At 71.0% G+C, this 24,444-nt stretch carries 25 protein-coding genes; 12 read left to right on the top strand and 13 right to left on the bottom strand.

Going from position 1 to position 24,444, the window contains the following annotated elements; translation table 11 throughout:
* Positions 1–86 precede the first annotated feature (86 nt).
* The 3 genes from QE412_RS16530 (at position 87) to QE412_RS16520 (ending at position 4,401) form a co-directional block, all read left to right on the top strand.
* Positions 87–2,579, top strand: a complete 2,493-nt coding sequence (locus QE412_RS16530) for a GcvT family protein (RefSeq protein WP_307486471.1) — start codon at positions 87–89, stop codon at positions 2,577–2,579.
* Positions 2,580–2,616: 37 nt separating this feature from the next.
* Positions 2,617–3,783 (top strand): N-methyl-L-tryptophan oxidase, encoded by a 1,167-nt coding sequence (solA, locus tag QE412_RS16525; RefSeq protein WP_307486469.1) that lies wholly within the window; start codon positions 2,617–2,619, stop codon positions 3,781–3,783.
* Positions 3,784–3,978: 195 nt separating this feature from the next.
* Positions 3,979–4,401, top strand: coding sequence for a hypothetical protein (locus QE412_RS16520; protein WP_307486466.1), 423 nt, complete (start codon positions 3,979–3,981; stop codon positions 4,399–4,401).
* Positions 4,402–4,485: 84 nt separating this feature from the next.
* Here QE412_RS16520 and QE412_RS16515 read toward each other — a convergent pair whose 3' ends face one another.
* The 4 genes from QE412_RS16515 to QE412_RS16500 all read right to left on the bottom strand — a co-directional run bounded on the left by QE412_RS16515 (position 4,486) and on the right by QE412_RS16500 (position 8,528).
* Positions 4,486–5,565: a hybrid-cluster NAD(P)-dependent oxidoreductase gene (locus QE412_RS16515; RefSeq protein ID WP_307486464.1), complete on the bottom strand. Its 1,080-nt coding sequence runs from the start codon at positions 5,563–5,565 to the stop codon at positions 4,486–4,488.
* Positions 5,562–6,839: an aromatic ring-hydroxylating oxygenase subunit alpha gene (locus tag QE412_RS16510; RefSeq protein ID WP_307486461.1), complete on the bottom strand. Its 1,278-nt coding sequence runs from the start codon at positions 6,837–6,839 to the stop codon at positions 5,562–5,564. The genes QE412_RS16515 and QE412_RS16510 overlap by 4 nt, the downstream gene beginning before the upstream one ends.
* Before the next feature lie 221 nt (positions 6,840–7,060).
* Positions 7,061–7,858: an IclR family transcriptional regulator gene (locus QE412_RS16505; protein WP_307486458.1), complete on the bottom strand. Its 798-nt coding sequence runs from the start codon at positions 7,856–7,858 to the stop codon at positions 7,061–7,063.
* 103 nt (positions 7,859–7,961) lie between these two features.
* Positions 7,962–8,528 (bottom strand): ribonuclease H family protein, encoded by a 567-nt coding sequence (locus QE412_RS16500; protein ID WP_307486456.1) that lies wholly within the window; start codon positions 8,526–8,528, stop codon positions 7,962–7,964.
* A gap of 189 nt (positions 8,529–8,717) precedes the next feature.
* Here QE412_RS16500 and QE412_RS16495 point away from each other — a divergent pair, with 189 nt between their 5' ends.
* Entirely contained in the window at positions 8,718–9,248 is a 531-nt protein-coding gene (locus tag QE412_RS16495; RefSeq protein ID WP_307486453.1) for a hypothetical protein, read from the top strand.
* A gap of 15 nt (positions 9,249–9,263) precedes the next feature.
* Here QE412_RS16495 and gnd read toward each other — a convergent pair whose 3' ends face one another.
* From gnd to QE412_RS16475, 4 genes are all read right to left on the bottom strand, one after another.
* Positions 9,264–10,325, bottom strand: coding sequence for a phosphogluconate dehydrogenase (NAD(+)-dependent, decarboxylating) (gnd, locus tag QE412_RS16490; RefSeq protein ID WP_307486451.1), 1,062 nt, complete (start codon positions 10,323–10,325; stop codon positions 9,264–9,266).
* An 85-nt stretch (positions 10,326–10,410) separates the two neighbouring features.
* Positions 10,411–10,911 (bottom strand): bifunctional nuclease family protein, encoded by a 501-nt coding sequence (locus QE412_RS16485; protein ID WP_307486448.1) that lies wholly within the window; start codon positions 10,909–10,911, stop codon positions 10,411–10,413.
* Between the two features lie 38 nt (positions 10,912–10,949).
* Positions 10,950–11,570, bottom strand: coding sequence for a response regulator (locus tag QE412_RS16480; RefSeq protein WP_307486445.1), 621 nt, complete (start codon positions 11,568–11,570; stop codon positions 10,950–10,952).
* Entirely contained in the window at positions 11,567–12,730 is a 1,164-nt protein-coding gene (locus tag QE412_RS16475; RefSeq protein ID WP_307486442.1) for a sensor histidine kinase, read from the bottom strand. The genes QE412_RS16480 and QE412_RS16475 overlap by 4 nt, the downstream gene beginning before the upstream one ends.
* 145 nt (positions 12,731–12,875) lie before the next feature.
* On the opposite strand from QE412_RS16475, the gene QE412_RS16470 reads away from it, so the two are divergent.
* Positions 12,876–13,928: an ABC transporter permease gene (locus QE412_RS16470; RefSeq protein ID WP_307486438.1), complete on the top strand. Its 1,053-nt coding sequence runs from the start codon at positions 12,876–12,878 to the stop codon at positions 13,926–13,928.
* On the top strand, positions 13,925–14,620 hold the full coding sequence (locus QE412_RS16465; protein ID WP_307486437.1) for an ABC transporter ATP-binding protein: 696 nt from the start codon (positions 13,925–13,927) through the stop codon (positions 14,618–14,620). Before QE412_RS16470 ends, QE412_RS16465 begins: the two co-directional genes overlap by 4 nt.
* On the opposite strand, the gene QE412_RS16460 is transcribed toward QE412_RS16465, so the two are convergent.
* Positions 14,601–14,960 (bottom strand): hypothetical protein, encoded by a 360-nt coding sequence (locus QE412_RS16460; protein WP_307486434.1) that lies wholly within the window; start codon positions 14,958–14,960, stop codon positions 14,601–14,603. The two genes, QE412_RS16465 and QE412_RS16460, sit on opposite strands and share 20 nt — an antisense overlap.
* Before the next feature lie 231 nt (positions 14,961–15,191).
* Between QE412_RS16460 and QE412_RS16455 the strand changes: the two genes are divergently transcribed.
* Together QE412_RS16455 and QE412_RS16450 are read left to right on the top strand one after the other, a co-directional pair.
* On the top strand, positions 15,192–15,473 hold the full coding sequence (locus tag QE412_RS16455) for a metal-sensitive transcriptional regulator (protein ID WP_307486431.1): 282 nt from the start codon (positions 15,192–15,194) through the stop codon (positions 15,471–15,473).
* Between the two features lie 53 nt (positions 15,474–15,526).
* Entirely contained in the window at positions 15,527–15,847 is a 321-nt protein-coding gene (locus QE412_RS16450) for a heavy-metal-associated domain-containing protein (protein ID WP_307486427.1), read from the top strand.
* Between the two features lie 16 nt (positions 15,848–15,863).
* Here the strand turns inward: QE412_RS16450 and QE412_RS16445 are convergent, their stop codons facing one another.
* Together QE412_RS16445 and QE412_RS16440 are read right to left on the bottom strand one after the other, a co-directional pair.
* Complete coding sequence (locus tag QE412_RS16445; RefSeq protein ID WP_307486425.1) at positions 15,864–16,193, bottom strand: hypothetical protein; 330 nt, start codon at positions 16,191–16,193, stop codon at positions 15,864–15,866.
* A 98-nt stretch (positions 16,194–16,291) separates the two neighbouring features.
* Complete coding sequence (locus QE412_RS16440) at positions 16,292–16,843, bottom strand: PadR family transcriptional regulator (protein WP_307486423.1); 552 nt, start codon at positions 16,841–16,843, stop codon at positions 16,292–16,294.
* 132 nt (positions 16,844–16,975) lie between these two features.
* Here QE412_RS16440 and QE412_RS16435 point away from each other — a divergent pair, with 132 nt between their 5' ends.
* Genes QE412_RS16435 through cydC form a run of 4 tightly spaced genes read left to right on the top strand, consistent with a single transcriptional unit; the run spans position 16,976 to position 22,811 of the window.
* Positions 16,976–18,415 (top strand): cytochrome ubiquinol oxidase subunit I, encoded by a 1,440-nt coding sequence (locus QE412_RS16435; RefSeq protein WP_307486421.1) that lies wholly within the window; start codon positions 16,976–16,978, stop codon positions 18,413–18,415.
* Between the two features lie 17 nt (positions 18,416–18,432).
* Positions 18,433–19,458 (top strand): cytochrome d ubiquinol oxidase subunit II, encoded by a 1,026-nt coding sequence (gene cydB, locus QE412_RS16430; protein ID WP_307486418.1) that lies wholly within the window; start codon positions 18,433–18,435, stop codon positions 19,456–19,458.
* Positions 19,459–19,461: 3 nt separating this feature from the next.
* Positions 19,462–21,117 (top strand): thiol reductant ABC exporter subunit CydD, encoded by a 1,656-nt coding sequence (gene cydD / locus QE412_RS16425; RefSeq protein ID WP_307486415.1) that lies wholly within the window; start codon positions 19,462–19,464, stop codon positions 21,115–21,117.
* On the top strand, positions 21,114–22,811 hold the full coding sequence (gene cydC, locus QE412_RS16420; RefSeq protein WP_307486411.1) for a thiol reductant ABC exporter subunit CydC: 1,698 nt from the start codon (positions 21,114–21,116) through the stop codon (positions 22,809–22,811). Before cydD ends, cydC begins: the two co-directional genes overlap by 4 nt.
* A gap of 191 nt (positions 22,812–23,002) precedes the next feature.
* Here cydC and QE412_RS16415 read toward each other — a convergent pair whose 3' ends face one another.
* A complete protein-coding gene (locus QE412_RS16415) occupies positions 23,003–23,356 on the bottom strand; it encodes a VOC family protein (protein WP_307486409.1) in 354 nt (117 codons plus the stop codon).
* 74 nt (positions 23,357–23,430) lie between these two features.
* Positions 23,431–24,276 carry a MerR family transcriptional regulator gene (locus tag QE412_RS16410; RefSeq protein WP_307486406.1) on the bottom strand — a complete coding sequence of 282 codons (846 nt, stop codon included), beginning with the start codon at positions 24,274–24,276 and terminating at the stop codon, positions 23,431–23,433.
* Between the last annotated feature and the right edge of the window lie 168 nt (positions 24,277–24,444).

Here is a 24,444-nt window from a genome sequence, read left to right as displayed (position 1 = left end):
GGCGCGTCAGCGCCCCCTCCGGCACCCCCGCCCCACCCCGCGCCCGCCGTCTTGTCGTGCGCATGCACCCGATCTCGAGGTTTCGCATGGTCTCGTCTCCCGCCCGTTCTCCCCGCGTCGTCATCATCGGCCTCGGCGTCGTCGGCGCCGCCCTCGCCGACGAGCTGACCTCGCGCGGCCTCACCGATGTGACCGTGTTCGATCAGGGTCCGCTCTACATCACCGGCGGATCGTCCTCCCACGCGCCCGGCTTCGTCTTCCAGACCAACGGCGACCGCACGATGACCCACCTCGCGCAGCGCACGCTCGACAAGCTCGACGGCATCTCGCTGAACGGACAGTGGCTGCTCAAGCGCGTCGGCGGCCTCGAGATCGCCACCACCGAAGAGCGTTTCCACGACCTCAAGCGCCGACGCGGTCTCGCGGCATCCTGGGGTGTGCCGGGCGAGCTCATCGACCCCGACGAGGTCGCGCGACTCTGGCCGGGCCTCGACGTCTCAGGGGTCCTCGGCGGCTACCTCACGCCCACCGACGGCATCGTCAAGAGCGCCGTCGCCGTGCAGTGGCAGGCCGAGCGCGCGCAAGACCGCGGTGCCCGCATCGTCGGCAACACCCGGGTCGTCGGCATCGAGCGTTCCGGCGGGCGGGTGACCGGCGTGAAGGTCGTTCCCGTGCCGGCCGGCTCCGCCGAGCCCGACTTCGTGGCCGCCGACATCGTCATCTCCTGCGCGGGTCTGTGGGGTCCGGGCGTCGCGCGCGATCTGCTCGGCTTCGAGCTCCCCATGCAGCCCATGGAGCACGGCTTCGGCTACAGCGCGCCGGTGCCGTCGCTCACGGGCGCGAACGTCCCCACGGACGAGGCGAAGCGCCCCATGCTGCGCCACCAGGACTTCTCGCTGTACCTCCGCGAGTACGTCGACCGCATCGGCATCGGCGCCTACAACCACCGGCCCATCCCGCTGGAGCAGTCCGAGATCGCGGATGCCGACACCTTCGCCGCCACGGGCGTGCACCCGGCCATGCACCCCCTGACGTGGGATGACTTCGCCCCGTCGTGGGAGGAGGCGCAGCGCCTGCTGCCGGAGCTCCGCGGGGTGGAGTTCGAGTCCGGCTACAACGGGATCTTCTCGTTCACCCCCGACGGCGGCCCCATGCTCGGGCCCGTCCCCGGAACCGACGGCCTGTGGCTCGCGCAGGCCGTGTGGGTCACGCAGTCGGCCGGTGTCGCGCAGGTCGTCGCCGACTGGATCGTCTCGGGCGACCCCGGCATCGACACCCACGGCCTCGACTTCAACCGCTTCGACCCCGCGGTGGTGAGCCGCCGCTTCACCCGCGAGCGCTCGTCCGAGTCGTACGACGAGGTGTACGACGTGCGCCACCCGCACACCCCGACCCAGCGCCTCCGGGGCCTCCGGCGCACGCCCTTCCACCAGCGGTACGAAGAGCTCGGCGCCGTCTTCGGCGAGGGCGGAGGCTGGGAGCGTCCGCTGTGGTTCGAGGCGAACGCCGGCCTGGTCGACGAGCTGGAGACCGTGCCGGTGCGCGACGACTGGGCCGCGCAGAACTGGTCGCCCATCGCCGCGGCCGAGGCGCACGCCACCCGCTCCGCGGTCGCGCTGTACGACCTGACCGCGCTCCCCCGCGTCGAGATCTTCGGCCCGGGCACCACCGCGCTGCTGCAGCGTCTGCTCACCACGAACGTCGACGTCGCCATCGGCCGGGTCGTCTACGGCATGATGCTCGACGAGCAGGGCGGCATCCTGTCGGACGTCACCGTCACCCGCCTCGACACCGAGCGGTACATGATCGGCACCAACGGCAACCTCGACCTCGTGCACCTGACCACGCAGGCGCCCGAGGGGGTCTGGGTGCGTTCGCTCTCGTCCGGCCAGGGTGGCCTCGGGCTGTGGGGGCCGAACGCCCGCGCCGTGCTGGAGTCGCTCACCCACGACGACGTCTCCCACGAGGGCTTCGGCTTCTTCCGCGCGAAGCAGATCGACATCGCGGGCGTCAGCGTGCTCGCCCTGCGCGTCAGCTACGTCGGTGAGCTCGGCTGGGAGCTGTACGTCAGCGCCGACAACGCCGTGTTCCTCTGGGACGCGCTGTGGGAGGCGGGCCAGGCGCACGGCATCATCGCCGCCGGCCGCCGCGCGTTCAACGCCCTGCGCCTCGAGAAGGGCTACCGCGCCTTCGGGCACGACATGACTCGCGAGCACACCCCTGCCGAGGCGGGTCTGAGCTTCGCGGTGCGCATGGCCAAAGACGACTTCCTCGGCAAGGCCGCCCTCGCCGAGCGTCCCGTCACGACGCGCCTCGTCCCGCTCACGCTCGACGACCCGACCCGGGTGGTGTTGGGCGCAGAGCCCGTGTTCGTCCCCGGAACAGCGGATGCCGTGGGCTACGTCACCAGCGCCGACCAGGGCTACACGATCGGGGCGTCGATCGCCTACGCGTGGCTGCCGCCCGAGCTCGCCGACCCCGGCACGACACTGGAGATCGAGTACTTCGCCGAGCGCCTGCCCGCGACCGTGCGCACCGAGCCCCTGTTCGACCCCGAGATGGCCGCGATCCGCCGCTGAGCCGGCATCCGCACCGAAACGAGAAGGAAGCATCACGATGGAGCACTACGACGTCATCGTCCTGGGCCTCGGGTCGATGGGCGGCGCCGCCGCCAACACCCTCGCCGAACGGGGCGCCAAGGTCCTGGGCCTGGAGACCTTCGCGCCAGGCCACGACCAGGGCGCCGCGCACGGCGGCACGCGCATCATCCGGCAGTCGTACTTCGAGAGCCCCGAGTACGTGCCGCTGCTGCAGCGCGCGTACGAGGGCTGGCGCAAGCTCGAAGCCGAGTCGGGCCGCGACATCATGGAGCTCTGCGGCGGCATCTACATCGGCGACCCGGATGACATCACCTTCCGCGGCAGCAAAGAGGCATCCGAGCTGCACAACCTGCCGCACGAGATCCTGGATGCCGACGAGATCCGCCGACGCTTCCCCACGATGAACCCGGCCGACGACGCCGTGGCCGTGTACGAGGCGAACGCGGGGTACGTCCGCCCCGAGGAGACCACGATCGCCAACGCCCAGGTCGCGGCGAAGAAGGGCGCGACGCTCCGCTTCCACGAGCCGGTGACGCACTGGCAGGCGACCCCGAACGGCGGCGTCGAGGTCGTGACCACGCAGGGCACCTACGGCGCCGACCGTCTCGTCATCACTCCCGGCCCCTGGGCGCCGCAGGTGCTGCCCGAGCTCAACCTTCCGCTGTCGATCGACCGCATGATCTTCTACTGGTTCTCGCCCGAGTACAGCGACGCGGTGCCGTACGAGCGCTACAGCGACAAGCAGCATCCCGTGTACATCGAAGAGACCCACGGCAACCAGCAGATCTACGGCTTCCCCATGACCGACGGCCCCGCCGGCGGCCTGAAGCTCGGCTTCTTCCGCAAGGGCTCCCCCACCACGGCGAACACGATCGACCGCAACGTCTACGACCACGAGATCGCCGAGATGCGCGAGCGCGCCCTGCAGCTGTTCCCGTACCTCACCGGACCCGTCGTGCAGGCCAAGACGTGCCTGTACTCGGTGACGCCCGACGAGCACTTCGTCATCGGCGCGCATCCCCTGCACGAGCAGATCCAGATCGCGTGCGGTTTCAGCGGCCACGGGTTCAAGTTCGTGCCGGTGGTCGGCGAGATCCTCGCCGACCTCGCCCTCGACGGGCGGTCGGCCATGCTGCCCCCGACGCTGTTCGACCCGAAGCGGGCGGTGCTGCGGGGGGCCTGAGCGCGGTCTTGCGCGATCGCATCGCGCCGGGACGTCGCTCACGGCGCCCCGATGTCACGCATAAACGCTCTCTGCGAGCAGAAACGCGGTGTGCTCGCGTTTATGCGTGCAGAGAGCGTTTATGCGCGTCCCGCCGCGCCCGCGCCACGCGCAGACAGCGTTCACCGCGTTCCGGCTGGCGCGTAGGCTCGCCAGATGAACTCGAGCCGTGCCCTCGCTGCCCTCGGCATCCTCGCTGCAACGGGGCTCCTCCTCACCGCCTGCTCCCTGAACGCCCTGATCTGGGGGCCCGACGGCGAACGGGTGATCGACACCACCGACCGCATCATCGGGAGTGTGCAAGCCGGCGAGGCGGATGTCGATGCGTGCGCAGGCGCCACCCTCGATATCGGCGATCCACTGCGGTGGGAGGGGCTGTCCGCGGGCGAACCAGAGCGCCTCACCGGTGACTCCTGGAAAGAGCAGCACGCTGCCGGGGCCACGTGGACGATCAACCTCGAAGGCCTCGACCCCTCCACCGCCCAGAACGGCGGGGAGTACCCCACGTTCGTCTTCTACAGCGGCGACGACGAGCACCTCTGCGTCAGCGACATCGAGTGGGGCACCGTCTCCTTCTGACCTCGTCACCCCCGAACGCCGCGCTCTACACGGTGAAGCCTTCACCCACCACAGAGAAGGCGGTCGACTCGCGGCAGGCGTCCCTCAAACGTCGACCTCCACCGGCCCCTTCGGCCGCGAGCAGCACGCGAGGATCTTGCCGGCGTCGATCTCGCGTTGGCGGATACCGCCGTTGTGCGCGATGTCGACCTCGCCCGCGATCTTGACGATCTTGCACGTGCCGCACAGCCCGTTCTGGCACGACGTCATGATCCGGATGCCGACCTGCTTGGCCGCCTGCAGAACGGTCTCGCCCTCGGCGATGACGACGCTCTTGCCGCTGCGCGCGAAGCTCACGGTGTGGCCGGGCGCCCCCGCGGTGTCGTTGACCTCGGGCGGGGCGATCTCGGCGAGGACGAAGGACTCGACGTGGATGCGTTCGACCGGGACGCCGAGCTCCTCCAGCAGCGCGACGGCGTGCTGCATGTACGCGTCGGGGCCGCACACGAACACCTCGCGCGTGGTGAGGTCGGGCACGTGCTGCGTGAGCATCTCGGCATCCAAGCGCCCGACCGGGCCCGCCCACGTACCGGCCGGATCGACTGACACGGCCTGGACCACCCGGATCGTGTCGTTGCGCTCAGCAAGCGCCGAGAGCTCACGCTCGAAGACGACGGAGGAAGGGTCGTGCGAATTGTGCAGCAGCACCGCGTCGGTGCCGTCGCCGAGGTCGTGCAGGGCCTCGAGCACCGCGATCATGGGCGTGATGCCCACGCCCGCGGCCAACAGCAGCACGCGCTCCGAGGGGTGGAACGCGGTGGAGAACTCCCCCGCCGGACCGCTCAGCTCGAGGCGGTCGCCGACCTGCAGGGTGTCGTGCAGCCAGCGCGAGAACACGCCGTCGGCCTCGCGCTTGACCGTCAGCTGCACCGAGTACGGGCGCGTGGGCGGCGAGCTGACGGTGTAGCAGCGGCTCACGCGCTCACCGTCGATGTCCGCACTCACCGTGACGTACTGGCCGGCCGCGCGGGGCAGCGCCCGCCGGTCATCCGAGACGAACTCGAACGTCGAGATGTGCGGGGTGCGCGCGACGATCCGCGAGCAGCGCAGCATCCGGGGGGAGGGGTCGTCGTCCCAGCGGTCGTGATCGTGCAGCAGCGCGCCCGGCGCGAAGACCGTGCTCACGCGGCGCCCTCGGCGTCCAGGTGCACGTTGAGCTTGTCGATGTACCAGTTGCAGAAGGCGTCGACCTGGTACTCGCTCGGCACGTACGGCCCGGGGATGTACGCCGGGTCGGTGACGCCGCGCTGCGCGAGCTCGACGAACGCGGCATCCTGCGCGTTGGTCTCGCGCCACACGTAGGTCAGGTCGTCGACGTTGTAGTCGACGCCCTCGACGGCGTCCTCGTGGACGAGCCACGTGGTTCGCACGAGCGTGCGGCCGGGGGCGATGGGCAGCACGGCGAAGGTGATGGCGTGATCGGCCATGAAGTGGCACCAGAAGTTCGGCTGCGTGTGCATCGAGAGGCGCCCGAGCTTGGCGTCGTCGAAGTCGCCGAGGAGCTTGTTCACGAGCTTGGCGCCGGTCATGCTGTACGACTCGCCCTCGCCGTCGAGCGCTTCGCGCTGCACGCGGAAGCCCATCGTGCGGGTGTCCAGCTGCTCGATGCCCTTGTAGGCGAGCCCGCGCTCGACGCACTTGTGCTCGAGCTCGGCCTCGGCCGACAGGTAGCGCTCGTGGGTCTCCTGCAGGTGCGGCGGAATGGCATCCTCCGGGTAACCCCACGTGATGAAGTACGTGCAGCCGAGCTCGGGGTGCATGTCGCAGTGGTAGCACTCCCGGTTGTTCTCCATCGTCAGCTTCCAGTTGCCGAGCTCGATGAGGTCGATCTGCTTGGCGACCTTGGCACGCTTCAGCTGGTGCTGTTCGAAGTACGGCTCGACGAGGGATGCCACCTCGTCGATGTCGTCGTTCGGCTCGTCCGAGAGGTTGACGTAGATGAGCCCCGCGATCGAGCGGAACGTCACCTTGCGCAGGTTGTGGCAGCTGGTGTCGAAGTCGTCGGCCGCGGATGCCGCCCAGATGAGCGTGCCGTCGGGCTTGTACGTCCACTGGTGGTAGCCGCAGACCAGGTTGCCGACGGAGCCGGAGCCCGGGGTGAGGATGCGCGCGCCACGGTGGCGGCACACGTTGTGCAGCACCTGGACGTTCTCGTCGTCGTCACGGATGACGAGGAGGGAGGTCTTGCCGAACTCCACCGTCACGTAGTCGCCCGGCTCGCGGATCTCGGCCTCGGAGGCGACGAAGATCCAGTGCTGACCGAAGATCGCGTCGAGATCGAGGTCGAAGATCTCATCGCTGGTGTAGAACGGCGCCGGCAGACTGTGGCCGGGCTTGCGCTCGGCGATCAGGCGACGAGTGGTCACATTGTCCTGGGCGCGGACGATGGTTGCGGGCATCTCGTGATCCTTCGGCGAAGGTGCGCGCGGTCCGCGGGACCGCGATGCATCGGTGCAGGGGACTGTCGCGCGTATCGCGCGACATGTTGCGCATTACGCGCAGCACGATGATCATCGGTCCACCGGTGTCGCGGTGTCAACGCAGCACACACCTCGGCCGCGATTCTTCTCTCGACGGAAACATCCGCGACATATCGCGGCGTCGTGAGCCCGCGGAGAGCTCAGACCGCCGCGCCGAGACGAGCCCCGAGTTGCCGCGCGTGACGCTTGAGCACCTCGACGAAATCCGGGAACGACGACTCCGGCATCCGGAAGCTCGGCGCCGTGATGCTCAGCGCGGCCGCCACCGATCCGTCCTGACCCCGCACCGGAACGGCGAGGGCGTTGGTGTCGTACTCCCACTCCTCCACCGCGGCAGCCCACCCTCGGTCACGCACGAGCTCGAGGTGTTCTTCGAGGGCGGCGGGCGAGGTGATGGTGTTCTCGGTGCACCGATCCAGCGACTGCGTCACCGCCTGGCGCACGACGTCGGCATCGGCGGAGGCGAGCAGCACCTTGCCGGTCGATGTGGCATGCAGAGGCGTGCGCTGGCCCACGTATTGCCGGGTCACCGATACGAGACGCGTGCCGGTCGCCTGCGTGACGTTCACGGCCGCGCCGTTGTCGAGGATCGCGACATTGCTGGTCTCGTTCAGCTCGGCAGTGAGCTCGTCACAGATCTGCTGCGCGTCTTTCACGATATCCATGCGCGCGGTGATGTGCCCCGCCAGCCGAAGCACGCCGAAGCCGAGTTGGTACTCGCCGCGGCGTTCCTCTTGCTCGACGAGGTTGCGGGCCTCGAGGGTCGCGAGCAACCGGAACGCCGTCGAACGGTGCACGCCGAGACGGCGGGAAATCTCACTCACCCCGAGAGAGGAGGCGTCTGAGAGCATCTCGAGGATCTGGATGGCACGGTCGACGGACTGGACCGTTCCTCCCGCGGCACCGGCGATGTCGTCGGCGAGCTCCGGACTGCTCATGCGCCCTCCTCAGGTGACGAATGATCTCAGCGTACGCGACTGTTGCGCAGTACGCACCGAGGGTGCGCCTACGTGGGGTGGCTGTGAAACCCGCGCGGCCGCCTCAGCGACCGTTGCGATCCGCCGCCGACCGAGGGGGCGCGGTCGACACCTCGAGACGATCCAGCCCGCGCAACGAGGTCCAGATCAGCTCCTCACCCTTGGCGGCGTGCTGCGAGGCGCGGACGGCGCGCTCGTCGGCCCACGAATTGAGCACGTGCCCACTGTGCCCGCGCACGTGCTCGAGCACGACGTCGGGCAGGCCCGCCGCCCGTCGCGCATCGCGCGCGGCGATCAGCGCCTCGAGGATGCCGCGATTGGCGACCGGTTTCTTCGCGCTCGTCACCCACCCGCGGCGACGATGCCCGTCCATCCACGACGAGTACGTGTCGATGGCGTACTTCGAGTCGGCCTGCACGACGAGCTTTCGCACGTCGGCGTGGTCGGTGATGGCGTGCAGGAGCCCCAGGAGCTCACCGATGTTGTTCGTCCCCTCGGGGATCGATCCTGCGGCCCAGTGGCCGTCTTCTCCGACCCACGCCCACCCGGCCGGCCCGGGATTGCCCTTGCAGGCGCCGTCGGTGGCGACGACGTAGCGATCGGAGGACGCGGAGGGGCCGGTACTGCTCATCCCTCTAGTCTCTCCCGAACGTCCCCTCGAGTACGCCACGGGTGAAGCACCGAATGAACCTGGTGGCGCGCACCGGGATGATCGCGCAGGCGGGACGCGGCGCGCGGCGCGCGGCATGACAGCCTGTGGCCGTCGTGTCTCTTTCGGCGCCGACCGGCGCCGCAGCGCCCCTCGAGAAAGTCCGTCGCCATGTCTTCCCCCACGTCGTCCCGCACCCGTCTGCACCCCGCGGCGATCATCGCTCTCGCCGTCGGCGGGCTGCTCGTGATCAGCGCGCTCACCTTCCTGGCCTGGTTCCTCTCGACCCAGCAGTCCGACCCGAACGCCGAGGCCACCGATCGGCTCGTGCACTGGCAGGAGATCTTCGAGAAGTACCGCACCGAGAACGGCTCCCTCCCCGACGTCCCGCTGGGCGGCTACTGCCTGGGCGACGGATTCCCGATCGGCGTCGGCGGCACCGCCAACTGTCGCGACATCGACGGCGCGAACCACTACACCGAGGCCGACAGCGCCGCGCTCATGAACGATCTCGGAACCACGGGGGCCCTCCCCGCGGGCACCTCGGCTGCCGTGCGCGGCACGATCGGCCCCTACGCGCTGTACGAGGAGCACGCGGTGCAGCTGCTCACCGCCGAGAGCGCACCGTGCGTCGCCCCCGCCATCGATGTCTGGACCGACGGCGAGGGCCTGCACATCTGTCAGATCACCCTGACGCGCTGATCCGCACGCGAGCGCTCATTCCCCGCCGCTCTCGGCCTTCTTCTGGCCGGCTTCGAGCACGTCACCGGACGGCAGCTCCTGGTGCCCGCCGAACTGCAGACGCATCGCCGAGAGAATCTGGTTGGCGAAGTGATCTTCGCCGCGCGACGCGAAACGCTCGAACAGCGACGCGGCCAGCACGGGGACCGGAACGCCGGTGTCGACCGCCGCCTTGACGGTCCAGCGTCCCTCGCCCGAGTCCGAGACGCGGCCCGCCAGGCCGTCGAGCGTGGGGTTCTGCGCGAGCGCGGCGGCGGTCAAGTCGAGCAGCCACGACGAGATGACGGAGCCTCGACGCCAGAGCTCGGTCACGCGAGCCGTGTCGATGTCGAACTGGTAGAACTCGGGCTCCTCCAGCGGGGCGACCTCGGCGGAGTGCTCGCCCTGGCGCAGCCCCGCGTCGGCGTTGTGCAAGACGTTGAGCCCCTCGGCGAGCGCGGCCATGATGCCGTACTCGATGCCGTTGTGCACCATCTTCACGAAGTGTCCGGCACCGGAGGGACCGCAGTGCAGGTAGCCGCGCTCTTCGGTGGAGTAGTCGCCCGTGCGACCGGGCGTGCGCTCGACGTCGCCGGGCCCCGGGGCGATCGTGCGCAGCACGGGCTCCAGGTGCGCGACGGCCTCGTCGTGACCGCCCACCATGAGGCAGTACCCGCGCTCGAGCCCGAACACGCCGCCGCTGGTGCCCACGTCGACGTAGTGGATGCCGGAGTCGTTCAGTTTCGCCGCGCGACGGACATCGTCGCGGTAGTTCGAGTTTCCGCCGTCGATGATGATGTCACCGGGTTCGAACACCTCGGCGACCTGATCGACAACCGAGCCGGTGAGCCCCGCCGGGATCATCAGCCAGACCGCGCGGGGCTTGGTGAGCTTCGACGCGAGGTCGGCGATGCTCGTGGCACCGGTCGCTCCCTCGGCGACGAGCGTGGCGACAGCATCCTGGTTCACGTCGAAGACGACGCAGTCGTGACCGTCTTTCATGAGCCTGCGGACGATGTTGGCGCCCATTCGTCCGAGCCCGACCATGGCGAGTTGCATTGGTTCCCCGTTCATCGTGGATCGCGGCCGCTGCGGCGGCCCTCCCCGCGAGTCTAGAAGCGCCGGGGGCGGTCGAGTCGACGCGTCAGCTCAGGAAGTCGTCGGGATCGACGTCGTCGAGGAAGCGGCGGAACTCCTCGACCCGGTCGTCGTCGGCGGGAGCCTCGATCTCCACCGCCTCGTCGGGCACCCCGGCCTCATCGAAAACGGCCTCGGCCACCCAGATCGACCCGCCGGAGCGCGCGGCGAGCGCGATCGCGTCGGAGGGGCGGGCGTCGAAGATCCGCGGACCGGCGGGGGTGTCCAGGTGCACGCGAGCGTGGAACGTTCCCGCGTCGAGATGCGTCACCTCGACGCGCTCGACGGATGCCGACAGTTCGCCCAGCATCGCCGTCGTCAGGTCGTGAGCGAGCGGGCGGGGGCTGCCCGTGCCCTCGATCGCGACGAGGATCGACATCGCCTCCTGCCCGCCGATCCACACCGGCAGCACCAGGTCGCCGCTGACGGAGGTGTCGACGGGTTTCAACAGGATGACGTGCTGCTGGGCCGGGTCGAGGGCGACACCGACCACGCGCACCCGGATCATGTCGCCCATCGTACGTGCCCTCCACGCGGCGGGACCCGTCAGCGCAGGATGCCGAGAGCCCGGGCGGCCGAGACGGCGGCGGTGCGCGACGAGACGCCGAGCTTGGAGAAGACGTGGGCCAGGTGCGACTTCACCGTGGCGTCGGTGATGTGCAGGCGCGCGGCGACGTCGGCGTTCGACGCGCCGCGCGCGACGAGACGCAAGACCTCGATCTCGCGCCCCGAGAGCGTGACACGGGGCTCGCGCAGACGCGCCAGCAGCCGTCCCGCGATCGCGGGGGCGAGGGCGCTCTGCCCCGCGGCGGCGGCGCGGACGCCCGCGAGCAGCTCGTGGGGAGGGGCGTCTTTGAGGAGGTAGCCGCTCGCGCCCGCCTCGACGGCGCCGAGGATGTCGCCGTCGGTGTCGTAGTTGGTGAGCACGAGCACGTAGGGCGGTGCGGCCAGCGCCCGGATGCGCCGCGTCGCCGCGGCTCCGGCCGCACGCTCGCCGAACTGCAGGTCCATGAGCACGAGCTCGGGAGACCGTTGCTCGGCGAGGGCGACGGCCTCGTCGGGGGTCGCGGCCTCGCCCACCACGTCGATGTCGGACTCGGCATCGAGGAGCGCCCGCACCCCGGCGCGCACGACCGGGTGGTCGTCGGCGATGACGACGCGGATCACGGGGCCTCCCCCGTGAGGGTGACGGTGATCGCGGTGCCGGCGCCGGGGGCGGTGTCGACGACGATGTCGCCGTCGAGCTGCTCGACACGCTCACGCATCGCGCGCAATCCGAAGGAGTCGGTGGCCGATGCCACGGCGGCCGCGGCGCGCGCGTCGAACCCGACGCCGTCGTCGACCATCGTGAGACGCGCGGCATCGCCGTCGCCGCTCAGGCGGACGGTGACGCGGGTCGCGCTCGCGTGCTGCGCGACGTTGGCGAGAGCCCCCTGGGCGATGCGCAGCAGAGCCGTCTGCGCGTCCATCGGCAGCGACACCGCGGCATCCACGTGCACGTCGACGCCGATGCCCTCCCTCGCGCTCCACGTGGCGGCGAGGCGCTCGAGCGCCTCGCCGAGCCCGCGGTCGAGGCTGGGCGGGGCGAGCTCGCGGATGAAGCGCCGGGTCTCGGCGAGGCCGTCGGCCGCCGTCTGCCGGGCGAGGCGCACGTGCGCGACACCGGGTCCCTCGGGATCGGCCCGCTCCGCCGCGTGCAGCAGCATCTGGATGCTCGACAGCCCCTGGGCGACCGTGTCGTGCAGCTCGCGCGCGAGGCGCGCGCGTTCGGCGAGCGTGCCCTGCTCGCGCTCGGCGGCGGCCAGCCGGTCACGGGTCGCGATGAGCTCGGCCATGAGCGCCTCGCGCTCGACGGCGCGGCGCTCGAGCGCGGAGTACCCCAGACCGATCAGCAGCGCGACGCCGGCACCGACCACGGGGCCGACGACGCCGCCCACGGTGAGCCCGCCGTGCACGGCGAGGGCGACGACGGTCACCGCCGTCGTGCCCACGACGGCGAGCGGGCCGCCGATTCCGGGCAGCAGGTGCAGGTACAGGAAGAACAGCGGGAACACGAGGTACGCCGCCTCGGGCACGGCCCACATCAGCAGGGCCCACACGAGCGTCAGCGCCGCCAGCCACACGACGCCCGCGCGCGAGCGCCCGCCGCGGGCGAGCCAGAGTCCCGCGAGATACGCGACTGCCAGCAACCCCGCCAGCACGAGGGCGGTCGCCGATCCCCCGGTCAGCAGCACGCGCACGACGACGAGGGCGAGCAGGCCGCCGAAGAGGGCGTGGAGTCCTGCACGCAGGCCCGCGAAGACGGGAGCGAGGGTGCGATGCGGCATGTCGAGGTCCAGGCTACGGATGCCGGGCGACCGGCGGATCATCCGAAATGTGGAAAAGGAGTTCGCCCGCCCCGCCGATGACCCGCCGCCGGGTGCCGGGAAGGGTAGGGGATGCCGGTGAGGTCCGCCGGCGGAAGGAGGCGACGTGTACGTCGCATGGCGCGATCTGCGGTTCGCCCGCGGGCGGTTCGCCCTCATCGGAGCGGTCGTCGCGCTCATCACCCTGCTCGTGGGATTCCTGTCGGGTCTCACCGGCGGTCTCGCCGCGCAGAACGTCTCGGCCGTGTTGGCGCTGCCCGGCGACACGCTCGTGCTGCAGCCGGTGGGCGGCGCGACGGCGACCTTCGCCGACTCGCGCATCGACGACGCGACGGTCGCGGCGTGGCGCAGCGCCGACGGCGTGCGCGCGGTCACCCCGGTCGGCATCGCCCAGACCCGCGCCGAGGGCCCCGGCAGCGGGGGTGGCGTCGCGCTCTTCGGGGCGGACACGGCGAGCGCTCCACCGCGCGACGACGAGGTGACGCTGTCTGCCGGAGCGGCGACGGCGCTGGGCGCCGCGGCGGGCGACGACGTGACGATCGCCGGGTCGCGCTACCGCGTCGCGGGCGTCGGCGGCGACGCGTGGTACAGCCACACGCCCGTCGTGTCGATGACCGCGTCGGCGTGGGCCGGGATCGACCGGCGGCTGGGCGGGGCGGGGCTGCCGACGGTCCTGGCGGTGTCGGGCGACGCCGACTGGAGCGCCGTGGCCACCGAGACCGGCACCACGGCATCCACTCCCCTGTCGAGCCTGACGGCGCTGCCCACGTTCCGCTCGGAGATCGGCTCGCTGGCGCTGATGATCGCGATGCTCTTCGCGGTGTCGGCGCTCGTGGTGGGGGCGTTCTTCACCGTCTGGACGATGCAGCGCGCCGGGGATGTCGCCGTGCTCAAGGCGCTCGGGGCGAGCACGCCCGCGCTGCTGCGCGACGCGCTCGGTCAAGCGCTGGTCGTGCTCGCCGCCGGCGTCGGGGTGGGCATCGCCCTGACCGCCGGGCTCGGCGCCCTGGCGGATGGCGCGCTGCCCTTCGTGCTGAGCCCGCTCACCACCCTCGCGCCCGCCCTCGTGATGATCGCGCTGGGCGTGCTGGGCGCCGCCGTGTCGCTGCGCATCGTCACGGCATCCGACCCCCTCACCGCACTCGGGAGCACACGATGATCCTTCTCGACGACGTCACTCTGACCTACCCCGACGGCGACGCGCGTGTCACCGCGGTCGACCACGTCACGCTGGAGGCGGGACGGGGCAGAGTGACGGGCATCACCGGGCCCTCGGGCTCGGGAAAATCCAGTCTGCTCGCCCTCGCCGCGACCCTCGTGCGCCCCGACTCGGGCCGGGTCATCGTCGACGGTGTGGACGTCACCGGTCTGCGTACGGCCGAGTGCACGGCGCTGCGCCGCGAGCGCATCGGCATCGTGTTCCAGCAGCCGCAACTGCTGCCCGCCCTCACCGCGCGCGAACAGCTGCGCGTGATGGCCGAGCTGGGCGGGCGCGGCCGGCGGGAGCGCCGGGCGGCGATCCGCGAGCGGGTGGAGGGGCTCCTGGATGCCGTCGGACTCGGCGCCCACGGCGATCGCCGCCCCGCTCAGCTGTCGGGCGGTCAGCGGCAGCGCGTGGCGATCGCCCGGGCGCTCGTGCACGCGCCGCGCGTGCTGCTCGTCGATGAGCCGACGAGCGCTCTCGACACCGCCCGCGGGGCGGAGATCATGGCCCTCATCGCGCGCCTCACGCGCGAGCGCGGCACCGCGACACTGCTCGTCACGCACGACCTCGTGCACGCCGACGCGCTGGACGACACCGTCGAGGTGGTCGACGGGCGCACTGCCGTCGTCACCACCCGAAGGCGTTGAACCAGTCGCGCCGACGGTCCGCCTCGGCGCGGGAGTCGTCACCGCGCCACGTGTCGTGCGGCGCCAGGGCCCCGTCGACGGGGATCACGAAGGCCCAGCACACGGGGCAGAGGGCGCGGCCGCCCGGGTAGCCGTCCGGCAACGTCGCCGCGGGCTGCGCGGGAGCTCCCACCCCCGGGCACTGCGGCGGGTCGGCCTGCAGGTCACTCCACAGCAGCCGGCCGCCGCGGCGGTGGTGCAGGCCGCGATGGCCGGTCTCACGGGTGCAGATCTCGCCGTTTCTTCGGCTGAGACACAGCCTCCGAGCGGCGCCCGGGAGTGCCGCCAGTGTGCGCGTCATCCTTCGATTCTCGCCGCTGGGAGCGCAGCGGGGGCAGGTGCGGGATACGCACGGGACGATGGGGGCCGGTGGGGAAGGGGTCGGCGGTCATCGCTGACCACCACCGGTGCGACGTGAGAACATGTCGACCTCCTGATTCCTCGACGATGCGCCATGCCCGCACACGAGCCGAGGGGGTTGACAGGTGCGCGACCCGTGCTATGCATACCCCACGGGGGTATCATGATGGGTATGCACGGGTACGTGGGACACAAAGACGAGTTGCTCAAACGCCTCCGCCGCGCCGAGGGACAGGTGCGCGGCATCGCGCGCATGGTCGACGACGACCAGTACTGCATCGACATCCTCACCCAGGTGTCGGCGGTGACGAAGGCGCTCGAGAACGTCGCCCTGTCCTTGCTCGACGACCACCTGTCGCACTGCGTCGCCGAGGCCGCGGCGCAGGGTGGACCCGTCGCCGAAGAAAAGCTCCGCGAGGCCAACCAGGCGATCGCCCGCCTGGTGCGCTCGTGACCGCACACCCCGCTCGATCCCAGCGCACCAGCGCGTCGCACGAAGGAGACATCATGACCGAACAGCGCATCGACCTCGGACTCACCTCGACCGGCACGGGCGGATGCGGCTCGGGCTGCGGCTGCGGGCACGCGGCATCCACCCCCGCGTCGGCTGCGATCGCCACCGACACGCTCCGCGTCGAGGGCATGACGTGCGAGCACTGCGTCCGCGCGGTCACCGAGGAGTTGTCGGCCCTCGACGGCGTCGATGTCGTCGACGTCGAGCTCCACGCGGGCGGCACATCGATCGTGCGGATCGCCACGACCGACGGGGCCGACGACGCCCGTCTCGCGGCGGCGATCGACGAAGCGGGCTACACGCTCGTGCGCTGAGCGAGTCGACGCAACGTCAGACCGAGCGACGCAACAGCGCGTCGACGGCGGCGTGGAAGGTCAGGTGCTGCGAGAGCTCGACCGAACGGTCGTACCGCGTGCCGCCGAGCGCGACGAACACGGCGCCGACCACCTCGACGTACCCGACGATGTACCCGTCGCGTGCCACCTCGTAGAGATCGAGGTCGATCCGCGTCCACGGGATCTCGGTGAAGGTGGCGGCAGGCGCCGGAACGGCCGAGACGGGGGCGGGGGCAACGATCGGAGCCGCGGCGGTGGTCTGCGCGTCGGCACGCCGCGCCGCCTTCTTCGATCCGGAGCTGCCGGGCGGGGCTTCCATGACCATGTGCGACTCCTTGATCGTCCGGGGTGATCACAGAGTGCGCCACGCACCGAAGAAGCGCTCCAGGCTTGACGAAAGCCCCGAACGACGGTACTCGCGCTTCAACCGGCGGTGCGCGCGGGGCGGCCGCGCCGGGGCCGCTCGGCCGAGAGCCCGAACGCCACGGCGTCGCGCGCCACACGCTCCACCTCGTCGAGCCATCGCAGATCGGCCTCGAGCCGCGCACGGCGCGCCGCGGCGACGATGGCCGTCGACACGGCATCCGCCCCCTCGACCCCGCCGACGGGAGCCGCCAACGCCTGCCGCGCGGCCTCGCGCTGGGCGGCCAGGATGGCGGGCACGTCGGCTCCGGGAAGGGTGACGGCGAGCGCGATCTTCAACGCCACCTCGTCGCGCCCCTCGGCGAGCAACGGCGACGTCATCCAGGCTCGCGTCTCGGCGCGCCCGGCGTCGGTGACGCCCCACAACACGCGCCCCTCATCGTCGACACCGCGGCCCACGACGAGCCCGTCGCGCTCGAGGCGTTCGAGGGTCGTGTACACCTGGCCGACGTTGACGGAGGCACCCGTGCGCCGCTGGTACTCCGCGCGCAGCTGCGAGCCGTAGCAGGCACCGCGATCGAGGATCGCGAGCAGGCTCTGACGCACGGACATGGCGGCCTCCTGGCGGCGGGAAAATGACTTCCTCAGTATATGGTTCGACGCCGAATCATCGCCGCACGGCGCCGTGGGGGCGCGCGTACCATGTGGTCTGACCACACAATACGGTTCGATCGGAGGCTCCAGATGGAGTGGCTCGACCCCCTGGCTCTCGCCCGCTGGCAGTTCGGGTTGACGACCCTGTACCACTTCCTCTTCGTGCCCCTCACCCTCGGCATGTCGCTGATCGTGGCCGTGTTCCAGACGGTCTGGTATCGCACGGGCGACGTGCGGTGGCTGCACATCACGCGCTTCTTCGGGAAGATCTTCCTCATCAACTTCACCATGGGCGTGGTGACGGGCATCGTGCAGGAGTTCCAGTTCGGCATGAACTGGTCGGCGTACTCGCGTTTCGTGGGCGACGTGTTCGGCGCTCCGCTCGCCTTCGAGGGGCTGCTCGCCTTCTTCCTCGAGGCGACCTTCATCGGCCTGTGGATCTTCGGCTGGGACAAGCTCCCACGCCTGGCCCACCTCGCGAGCATCTGGATGGCATCCATCGGCGCCACTCTGTCGGCGTACTTCATCATCGCGGCGAACGCCTTCATGCAGAACCCGGTCGGCTACCAGATGTCGGCCGAAGGTCACCGCGCCGAACTCGTCGACTTCTGGGCGCTGCTGACCAACCCGGTCGCCCTCGCGGCCTTCCCGCACACGATCTTCGCGGGCTGGATGTTCGCGGCCATGATCGTCGTGGCCATCTCGGCCTGGCACCTGGCGCGGGGCCGCAACATCGAGATGATGCGCAAGACGCTCCGCTTCGGTCTGTGGTCCACGCTGGTGTCGTTCATCCTCGTCGCGATCGCCGGCGACCAGTTGAGTCTCGTCATGGTCGCGACCCAGCCCATGAAGATGGCCGCCGCCGAGGCGACCTTCAACACGGTGTGCGGTCAGGATGCCTCGTTCTCGATCTTCACGCTGGGCACCCCCGACGGCACGAGCGAGCTGTTCTCGATCCGCGTGCCGTTCCTGCTCAGCATCCTGTCGACGCACTCGCTCGACGGCTGCGTCGAGGGCATCAACGACCTGAACACCCTCTACAGCCAGCAGATGTTCCCCCAGTTCGCCGACCAGGTCGACGGCAACTTCGCCCCGGTGCTGTGGGTGACGTACTGGGCGTTCCGCTGGATGATCGCGCTCGGCGGCATCGCGGCGCTGGTGAGCGTCGTGGGCCTGTGGGTCACGCGCAAGAAGGCGACCCGTCCGGTGGCGCCCTGGATGTGGCGCGTCGCGATCTGGGCTGCACCGCTCCCGATGCTCGCGAGCCTGGTCGGCTGGGTCTTCACCGAGATGGGCCGTCAGCCCTGGATCGTCTTCGGTCTCATGCTCACGCAGGACGGCGTCTCCCCCAGCGTGCCCGGCTGGAGCGTGCTCATCTCGCTCATAGCCTTCACCCTCGTGTACGCCACCCTCGCCGTCGTGGAGTTCGGACTCATCAAGAAGTTCGCGCAGAAGGGTCCCGACCCGCTGCCTGATCCGGATGCCGTCCACGACGACGCCATCGAGAACACCCCGACCACGGTCTACTGAGCACACAGGGACACAAAATGGATCTCGCGCACCTCTGGTTCTGGATCGTCGCCTTCCTCTTCGTCGGCTACTTCGTGCTCGACGGGTTCGACTTCGGCGTCGGCATGTCGATCCCCTTCCTCGGCAAGGACGACATCGCCCGCCGGCAGATCATCAACACCATCGGCCCCGTGTGGGACCTCAACGAGACGTGGGTCATCGTCGCCGGCGCCGCGCTGTTCGCGTCGTTCCCGGAGTGGTACGCGACGCTGTTCAGCGGGTTCTACCTGCCGCTGCTGGCGATCCTCATCGCCCTCATCGCCCGCGGCGTGTCGTTCGAGTACCGGCACCAGCGCGACTCTCTCCGGTGGAAGCGGTCGTTCGACCGCATGATCTTCTTCGGCTCCGCGGTCCCCGCCTTCCTCTGGGGCGTCGCCTTCGCCAACATCGTGCAGGGGGTGCCCCTGGATGCCGACCACGAGTACGTCGGCTCCGTGCTGACGCTGCTGAACCCCTACGGCATCTTGGGCGGGCTCACGACGCTCGCGCTGTTCTTCGTGCACGGGCTGTACTTCGTCGCGCTCAAGACCGACGGGCAGGTGCGCGCAGACGCCCGGCGCTTGGCCGGCCGGGTGGGGCTCGTGACGATCGTGCTGGCCGCGCTGTTCCTCGTGTGGACGATGATGGATGCCGCTGACGCACCGCTGTTCCTCGGTGTGGTGGGTCTGTCGGGTGCCGCCGCCCTCGCGCTGATCGGCTCGTGGGTCGCCAACGCCCGCGACCGCGAGGGCACCGCCTTCACCCTCGGCGCGATCACGATCGTCGCCGCCGTCGCGGCACTGTTCTTCGCGCTGTTCCCGAACGTGATGCCCTCGACCCTCGCCGGGGGGTCGAGTCTCACGATCGAGAACGCGTCGAGCACGCCGTACACGCTGACGATCATGAGCTGGGCGGCGCTGATCTTCCTGCCGTTGATCCTGGCGTACCAGGGGTGGACGTACTGGGTGTTCCGCAAGCGCGTCACCCGCGCCCGCATCGAGAAGGCGGCGCTCGTCGCGCACTGAGCCATGAAACCCGTCGACCCGCGGCTCGTCCGCTACGCCACCGCCTCGCGGAGCTTCTTCGCGATCACGGCCGCGATCGTGCTGGCGCAGACCGGCGTGACCGTCGGGTTCGCGTGGGCGCTCACGAGCGCGCTGGTCGGGGCGATCCAGGGTCGGCCGCTCGGCGAGCTGTGGGGCACGGTCGGCATCGCGGCATCCCTCGTTCTGCTGCGCGGTCTGCTGATCGCGGCGTCGGAGCGTGTGTCGGCACGGGGTGCCGCGGCCGCGTCGCTGCAGCTGCGCGCGGCGCTGGTGACGGCGGTGACCCGTCTCGGACCGCGGTGGCTGAACGGCCGCAATACCGCCGCGCTCGCGCTGACCGCCGGCCACGGTCTCGAAGCACTCGACGCATACTTCGGCCGGTACCTGCCGCAGCTGGTCGCGACGGCGATCACGATGCCCCTCCTCATCGGCACCATCGCCCTCGCCGACCCGCTGTCGGGTCTGATCGTCGCGCTGACGATCCCGCTCATCCCCGTGTTCATGGTGCTGATCGGTCTCGCCACCCGCGGCGTGCAGCAGAGGCAGTACGCCACACTCGGGCGACTCGCCGCGCGCTTCGCCGACACCGTCGAGGGTCTGGGCACTCTGAAGGCGTTCGGACGACAGCACCGGGCCGCCGACTCGATCGAGACGATCACGCACGACTACAAGCGCGAGACGATGACGGTGCTGCGCGTGTCGTTCCTCTCGGGCTTCGCGCTGGAGTTCCTGGCCTCCATCTCGGTCGCGATCGTCGCCGTGACGATCGGGTTCCGCCTGCTCGCGGGCGACCTGTCGCTGCTCGTCGGGCTGTTCGTGCTGCTGCTCGCACCCGAGGCGTACCTGCCACTGCGCCAGGTGGGCGTGCAGTTCCACGCCGCGTCAGAGGGCGTGGCGGCGACGGACGAGATCTTCGACGCGCTCGACGCGGCGCGGTCAGCGGAGGTTCCGAATGCCGCCTCCCCGGTGCTCGGATCGGTTCTGACACTCGACGGCGTGCGGGTGCACCGCGAGGGGCACGCCCTGCCGGCGGTGTCGCTGACGGTCACGCCGGGCGAGGTGGCGCTCATCACCGGGCCCAGCGGAGTGGGCAAGTCGTCGCTCGTCGCCGCACTGCTCGGGTACGCCTCATACGAGGGTTCAGTGCGGATCGACGACGCGATCGTTGCGGACGCACGAACGTCGGTGGCATGGGCGGGCCAGCGGCCGGGGCTCGTGGCGGGCACGGTCGCCGAGAACGTCTCACTGGGGTCTGAGGCCAACGCAGCCCGGATCGTCACCGCCCTCGCCGACGCCGGCGCCGGTGACATCGACCCGGCGACCCCGCTCGGCGCCGGTGGCTCGGGGCTCTCGGGCGGGCAGGCGCAGCGCGTCGCCGTCGCGCGGGCGCTGTACCGCGCGCGGGTGACGGGGGTGCCGGTGCTCGTGCTCGACGAGCCCTCGAGCGCCCTGGATGCCGATACCGAGGCGCACCTGTGGGCCACCCTGCGCCGCGAAGCCGACGCCGGCCGCGGCGTGCTGCTGGTCTCGCACCGCCGGTCGGCGCGTGCGATCGCCGACCGCGTGGTCGAGCTGCACCCGCGCGAGGCGGCGACGACTCCCGGCGACGCGCGGGCCCCCGAGCGGGTGACCGCATGAACGCCCGGGTACGCGGCATCCTGCGCGCGGCGATGCCGTCGCGTCGTCGGTTCGCACCCGCCGTGCTGTCGGGCCTCGGCACCGCGGCGAGCGCGATCGCGCTACTCGGGGCGAGTGCGTGGCTCATCGCGCGGGCGGCCGAGCAGCCGCTCGTGATGTACCTGTCGGTCGCCGTGGTGGGCGTGCGGGCGTTCGCGTTGTCGCGCGGGGTGTTCCGCTACCTCGAACGCCTCAGCGGACACGACGCCGCCCTGCATCAGCTCGCCGGCGTGCGCGCCGAACTGGTGCGCGACATCGTGCCCCTCGCCCCCGACGGCTTGGGCCGGTCGCGCCGCGGTGGGCTGCTCTCGGGCGTCGTCGACGACGTCGAAGAGCTGCAGAACCTGCCGCTGCGGGTCGTGCTGCCACTGTCGGTCGCGGCGGTGACCTCGCTCGCCGCGGTCGTGTTCACGGCCTTCGTCTCGTGGTCGGCCGCACTCGTGCTGCTGGGATGCCTCGCCGTCGCGTTCGCCGTCGCGGTGGCGGTCGGGTGGGCGGCGGGTGCGCGGGCGGAGCGCTCGATCGCCCCGCTGCGCGCCGCCGTCGCCGACGCGATGCACGACCTGCTGACGAACCTCGACGTGCTGACCGCCTACGGCGCAGTGGATGCCGCGACCGTGCGCATCCGTGAGGCCGATCGGGCGCTGCGTCGGGCCGTCGTCCGCCGTGGCGGGGCGCAGGGGCTCACCTCGGCCGCCGTGTCGGTGCTCGCGGGAGCCGCCTCGCTCGGAGCCCTCGTCGTCGCCGCGCCCGGGGTCACCGGCGAGGCGCTGTCGGGTCCAGGTCTCGCCGTCGTCGTCCTGCTGCCGATGGCCGTCTTCGAGGTGTTCGGGCCGGTGCCGCTCGCCCTGGCCTCGTGGCGCCAGGTACGCGCGGCGGCCGAACGCATCGCCGAGACCGTGCCCGAGCGTGTGCCCGACGGCCTTCCGCACGACGAGCCCGCACCGAGCGGCATCGCTCCGGCGCTCGGTACGGGACTCGTGCTGCGCGGCGTCGGTGCGCACTGGCCCGCGCGCAGCGACGCCGACGGCGACGCGGGGCGCCTCGACGACGTCGAATTGTGCGTCGCCCCGGGCGAGCGGGTGCTCGTCACCGGGCCCAGCGGCGCCGGCAAGACGACGCTCGCGCACGTGCTCGCGCGCTTTCTGGACTATCGCGGTTCGTACACGATCGGTGGCGCCGAAGCCCGCGAGCTCTCCGGCGACGATGTGCGCCGCACGGTCGGCCTGGTCGAGCAGTCGCCGTACCTCTTCGACGAGTCGGTGCGGCAGAACCTGCTCTTCGCGCGCGACGACGCGACCGACGCCGACCTCTGGAACGCGCTCGCCCGCGTGGGTCTCGACCTGTGGGTGGCCGAGCGCGGCGGCCTCGACACCCCCGTCGGCGACCGGGGCGTGCTCGTCTCGGGCGGCCAGGCACAGCGCCTCGCCCTCGCGCGGGCACTCCTGCGGGGTTTCCCGGTGCTCGTGCTCGACGAGCCGACCGCGGGCGTCGACCCCGCGGCATCCGATGCCCTGCTCACCGACCTGCTCGGTGCGGTCGGACGCGATCAGGCGGTGGTGCTCGTGTCGCACGTCGAGGTGCCGGAGGGGCTGGTCGACCGCGAGGTGCGGCTGGAGGGCGGGCGGGTCGCCGGTTCCGCGCTGACCGAGTAGTCGGGGCGCGGCGCGTTGACGGCGGCCGTACGTGCCGGGCGTCGGCCGCGGGGTCACGCCGGAACGCCGGAACGCCGGAACGCCGGAACGCCGGAACGCCGAGTGTCCAAAACACCCGGACGGATTCGCGAGACGTCCGGGTGTTCTGGACACTCACCGGAGGGCGCCGTGGGGCGCCCGTCCGAGCCGTGTCAGGCGGCGACCTTGCGCTGCCAGACCCCGAAACGGTTGCCCGCCGGATCGGCGAGGTGGGCGAAGAGGATCACGCCGTTGTCGACGAGCGGGCGCACGGTATCCGCACCGGCAGCGGTCGCGTGTGCGAGCGTGGCGTGGATGTCGGCGACCTCCACGTAGAACACGGCCCACGACCCGCCGCCGATGTCGGAGCTATCCCACAACCCGCCCGCGTTCTCGTTGACAGTGGCGTAGCCGCCGGGGTTCGCGGCGCCGAACGCCCAACCGAACACCTCCCCGTAGAAGGCACGAGCCGCCTCGGGGTCGGTGGTGCCGATCTCGAAGTAGTTCACCGTGTTCGTGTCGCTCATGGGCCTGGCCTTTCTCGTCCCGGGCGGTCCGTCCGCCCTCTGTTTCGAGAGTGGGACCTGCCACCGTGAGAGGGTCAAGCGATCGGCACGTTGACCTCGGTGATCCACTTCGCCGGGTCGTGCTCGCGCCCGGGTCCGACGACGTAGACGTTGAAGGGGGCTCCCGTCCGGGTGAGACCCCGCTCGGCGATCCAGGCCCCGAGCGTCTCGGTCGCATTCGAGATCGTGTCGAAGTCACCACGGTGGGTGGTCCACGCGACGCGCTGCTCGGGCAGCTCCACGATCTCGAACCCGTCGCGAGCGGTGAACGGACCGTCGTAGTCGCGCCAGATCGCCATCTCGACGTCGTCGTCGCGGAACTCCTCGTCGAAGTACGTCGCGCCGACCAGGTCGCCGAAGCGGGCGGGGTCGACGCCGTCAGGGTGGGCCAGGAGGTCGCGGAGGTCGTCCCACAGCTCGCCCTCGGCCGGATAGCAGGCCACCGTACGGCGCAACCAGAGCGTGCGCACGGCGGGGAAGATGCGCTCGCCGACCTCTGCCCATGGGGCGTCGAGCGCGTCGGCGAGTGACAGCGCCAGACGTCTCTGCGCTTCGAGCTCGGCGACCGCGGCCTCGAGCGAGGCCGCGTGCCGGGCCAGCCGTTCGCGGAGCGCTTCGGGGGCGGCGAACAGGGGAAGCAGCTCCGCGATGAGGGCGATGCCGCAGCCCGCGTCGCGAAGAGTGCGGATGCGCCCCGCCACGCGCAGCTGATCGGGCGTGTATCGCCGGTATGCGGTGAACGGGTCGACCGACGCGGGCGTCAGCAGTCCGCGCTCGTCGTAATGACGCAGCATGCGGACGCTGATGCCGGCGTACCGCGAGAACTCACCGATGCTCAGCAGGCGCGAGCCCGTCGCTCGGGAGATGCTCGCGTCGCTCATATGTCGATTGTGGCGGAGGGGTCCGACATCGCGGTCACCGTGCGATCCCGCCGCCCACGTCGAGAAGAGAGATGCGCTACCACGCTCCGAATCGGGCCGTCGGCAGGCACGAACGCGACCCTGTGCTCCACCGCGTCGCGAGCCGAAGGACCCCTCCCGCGTCCGGGA

It is taken from the genome of Microbacterium trichothecenolyticum, assembly GCF_030818955.1.
In the GTDB taxonomy this organism is placed as follows: domain Bacteria; phylum Actinomycetota; class Actinomycetes; order Actinomycetales; family Microbacteriaceae; genus Microbacterium; species Microbacterium trichothecenolyticum_B.
This window is presented reverse-complemented; position numbering and strand designations above follow the sequence as displayed.

What these genes read in the sequence shown, in the direction of transcription:
- QE412_RS16530 (WP_307486471.1), top strand. Translation starts at nt 87, where the DNA reads ATGGTCTCGTCTCCCGCCCGTTCTCCCCGCGTCGTCATCATCGGCCTC.
- solA (WP_307486469.1), top strand. Translation starts at nt 2,617, where the DNA reads ATGGAGCACTACGACGTCATCGTCCTGGGCCTCGGGTCGATGGGCGGC.
- QE412_RS16520 (WP_307486466.1), top strand. Translation starts at nt 3,979, where the DNA reads ATGAACTCGAGCCGTGCCCTCGCTGCCCTCGGCATCCTCGCTGCAACG.
- QE412_RS16510 (WP_307486461.1), bottom strand. Translation starts at nt 6,839, where the DNA reads ATGCCCGCAACCATCGTCCGCGCCCAGGACAATGTGACCACTCGTCGC.
- QE412_RS16505 (WP_307486458.1), bottom strand. Translation starts at nt 7,858, where the DNA reads ATGAGCAGTCCGGAGCTCGCCGACGACATCGCCGGTGCCGCGGGAGGA.
- QE412_RS16500 (WP_307486456.1), bottom strand. Translation starts at nt 8,528, where the DNA reads ATGAGCAGTACCGGCCCCTCCGCGTCCTCCGATCGCTACGTCGTCGCC.
- QE412_RS16495 (WP_307486453.1), top strand. Translation starts at nt 8,718, where the DNA reads ATGTCTTCCCCCACGTCGTCCCGCACCCGTCTGCACCCCGCGGCGATC.
- gnd (WP_307486451.1), bottom strand. Translation starts at nt 10,325, where the DNA reads ATGCAACTCGCCATGGTCGGGCTCGGACGAATGGGCGCCAACATCGTC.
- QE412_RS16485 (WP_307486448.1), bottom strand. Translation starts at nt 10,911, where the DNA reads ATGATCCGGGTGCGCGTGGTCGGTGTCGCCCTCGACCCGGCCCAGCAG.
- QE412_RS16475 (WP_307486442.1), bottom strand. Translation starts at nt 12,730, where the DNA reads ATGCCGCATCGCACCCTCGCTCCCGTCTTCGCGGGCCTGCGTGCAGGA.
- QE412_RS16465 (WP_307486437.1), top strand. Translation starts at nt 13,925, where the DNA reads ATGATCCTTCTCGACGACGTCACTCTGACCTACCCCGACGGCGACGCG.
- QE412_RS16460 (WP_307486434.1), bottom strand. Translation starts at nt 14,960, where the DNA reads ATGACGCGCACACTGGCGGCACTCCCGGGCGCCGCTCGGAGGCTGTGT.
- QE412_RS16455 (WP_307486431.1), top strand. Translation starts at nt 15,192, where the DNA reads ATGCACGGGTACGTGGGACACAAAGACGAGTTGCTCAAACGCCTCCGC.
- QE412_RS16450 (WP_307486427.1), top strand. Translation starts at nt 15,527, where the DNA reads ATGACCGAACAGCGCATCGACCTCGGACTCACCTCGACCGGCACGGGC.
- QE412_RS16445 (WP_307486425.1), bottom strand. Translation starts at nt 16,193, where the DNA reads ATGGTCATGGAAGCCCCGCCCGGCAGCTCCGGATCGAAGAAGGCGGCG.
- QE412_RS16440 (WP_307486423.1), bottom strand. Translation starts at nt 16,843, where the DNA reads ATGTCCGTGCGTCAGAGCCTGCTCGCGATCCTCGATCGCGGTGCCTGC.
- QE412_RS16435 (WP_307486421.1), top strand. Translation starts at nt 16,976, where the DNA reads ATGGAGTGGCTCGACCCCCTGGCTCTCGCCCGCTGGCAGTTCGGGTTG.
- cydB (WP_307486418.1), top strand. Translation starts at nt 18,433, where the DNA reads ATGGATCTCGCGCACCTCTGGTTCTGGATCGTCGCCTTCCTCTTCGTC.
- cydD (WP_307486415.1), top strand. Translation starts at nt 19,462, where the DNA reads ATGAAACCCGTCGACCCGCGGCTCGTCCGCTACGCCACCGCCTCGCGG.
- cydC (WP_307486411.1), top strand. Translation starts at nt 21,114, where the DNA reads ATGAACGCCCGGGTACGCGGCATCCTGCGCGCGGCGATGCCGTCGCGT.
- QE412_RS16415 (WP_307486409.1), bottom strand. Translation starts at nt 23,356, where the DNA reads ATGAGCGACACGAACACGGTGAACTACTTCGAGATCGGCACCACCGAC.
- QE412_RS16410 (WP_307486406.1), bottom strand. Translation starts at nt 24,276, where the DNA reads ATGAGCGACGCGAGCATCTCCCGAGCGACGGGCTCGCGCCTGCTGAGC.